This window comes from Streptomyces sp. AF1A, assembly GCF_047340315.1.
GTDB lineage: Bacteria > Actinomycetota > Actinomycetes > Streptomycetales > Streptomycetaceae > Streptomyces.
On sequence record NZ_JBLEBI010000359.1, the window covers coordinates 1 to 2,032 of the forward strand.

Sequence of the window (2,032 nt, forward strand, 5' to 3'; positions counted from 1 at the left end):
TTAATAAGCCGCACCTGTCCATGTAAGCGCCCACGACCGTGATGTCATTCTGTCGACGTGCTTTTCAGCCAGCGGATTAGAGCGTTGCGTGTCTGATCAGTGATTGTGTTGCTCTCGGCGAACTTGGCTCCCAATTTTCTGAGTGAAGGGATGCGGTGCGGCTCGCGCAGGCAAACGATATCCATCCAATCTTGCCCCTGCGACCCTCGGACAATTACATTTCCGTCGATCGATAGCATTACGAACTCCGGGTGCCCCCAGCCGCAACCTGTAACCCGAGCCTCTGCACCGGCGCCGGCGAAATCCCATTCGGCCTCCAGCGCTACGCGCGCCCACCATGACGTGTTGGGGTGATCATCCTCCACGTCACGAACGGCAATGAGGAACTGCGGGTGTTCTCTGGCGAAGAGACCTTGATGTGCACTGAGCATATACCATTCGTGGTTCATCCTCTCTCGGAAATCCGGCGCATCATTTTCGATGCTTACGGCCCATTCCTGTCCATCAGTGGCGATGGAGTTAGCGAAAGATGCCAGTTGTGGAGGGATCAGTGCGGAGGAATAGGTCACGATGTCCAAGTATTTCAGACCTGCCGCAGCCAGATTTTTTACTAGTTCTGCTTCGTGCAAGGAGATCACCTTAGACTTCATCTCTTGACCCAAGGGTACGGGATGACTTGATCGTAGTTGTGTGAGCCATCTTGGCGCCTGCCGAAGTAAGCGATGTTGCCGTCCCCGTCGACTACGACTCGAAGCTGACTGAAAGGATCTCCGTTGTCGTAGATCGGAGACCCGGCCCATCGTTTTCCTGCTCGAGATTTGCCGCCCCGATAGAAGTCTAGTACTCGCTCACCTTGATCGTTAGTGGTAACTCGCTGTGGGTAGTCAGGGTCTTTGATCAGCTTGTCAACTAGTTCGTGCACATCCTGAGGTGTTTCGAACCAAGCCTTACGGTCGGCATTTCCCAGGTTGCGCGCTTTTATCGCGTTCGGCTCATAGTTCTCATCCGGGTACCATTGGCTTCCTTCTGCATCTTCGGGGCACTCATCAGGGGCGAGGCCCAAGTGATCTGTCCAGATCCGTGGATCGTGGACATACGTTGCCGGATTGAGGGCCGGTGCCAGTCCGAGGGGGTCTGGGATCAGGTAGCGGGCGGTTTCGGGGTCGTAGTGGCGGAAGTAGTTGTAGTGGAAGCCGGTTTCGGGGTCGTAGTACTGGCCTGGGAAGCGTAGGGGTGTGTAGGTCGTGCTATCAGATGCCCAGGCTGTTGTGCCCCACAGGGTGCTGCGGGTGTGCCAGGCGATGTCGCCGTGTTCGTCGATGAGTTCGGTGGGGGTGCCGACGAGGTCGGTGACGATAGCGAAGAAGCGGGAGTCGATTTCCTCTTGCGGGGCGTCGGCCGCTGTGATGCGTTCGGTTTGGGCGAGGGGGCGTAGGCCCTGGTGGTCCCAGGTGAGGGTGACCGGGTTGGGGAGGTCTGGGGCGGTTGTTGTTTGTTCGCAGAGGGTGGTGCCGTCCCAGGTGAAGTCCACCCTCTCCACGACGGTTTTGCCGTCTTCCGCCATCCGAAGTTTGGCGGTGCGGCGGCCGAGGGGGTCGTAGGTGTAGCGCCAGTGGGTGCCGTCGGGGGTGACCACGGAGGTGAGGCGGTCTTCGGCGTCCCATTCGTAGCGCCAGGTGTCCGGCTTTCTCGACAGGCGGGTTTTCTGGCGGAGGGTGATGCGGCCGAGTGCGTCGTGTTCGTAGCGGACGTTACCGGCGCGGGTGATGCGGGTGCCCGCATAGGAGCGGGGCCGGTTGCCTCTGCGCCTGGGTGGGCCGACGGCCATGAGGCTTGGGTCTGGTTGCCGGCCTCGTCGTAGGCGTAGCGCTCTGTCCAGTTCGCCGCGTGGACTGCTGTCACGCGGCCTGCTGCGTCGAGGTCGAAGCGGCGCTCGCCGTTCAGGTGGTCGGCGATACCGATGACGTTGCCGTCGGCTCGGTAGATGTACGCCCTGCTCTGCAGCAGTCGGCCCTCGGCACCGGTCAGCGAC

1 protein-coding gene and 1 pseudogene are annotated in these 2,032 nt (G+C 60.2%); both read right to left on the reverse strand.

The annotated features are described in order from the left end of the window. Positions 1-44: 44 nt before the first annotated feature. Positions 45-650 (reverse strand): hypothetical protein, encoded by a 606-nt coding sequence (locus ACLU3S_RS36805; protein ID WP_413956325.1) that lies wholly within the window; start codon positions 648-650, stop codon positions 45-47. Next, positions 647-2,032, reverse strand: a pseudogene (locus ACLU3S_RS36810) (RHS repeat domain-containing protein); the annotation flags it as partial. The gene ACLU3S_RS36805 and the pseudogene ACLU3S_RS36810, both read right to left, overlap by 4 nt.

Bases quoted from the DNA above. Each gene is read 5' to 3' on its own strand.
- ACLU3S_RS36805 (WP_413956325.1), bottom strand. From the start codon at position 650: ATGAAGTCTAAGGTGATCTCCTTGCACGAAGCAGAACTAGTAAAAAAT.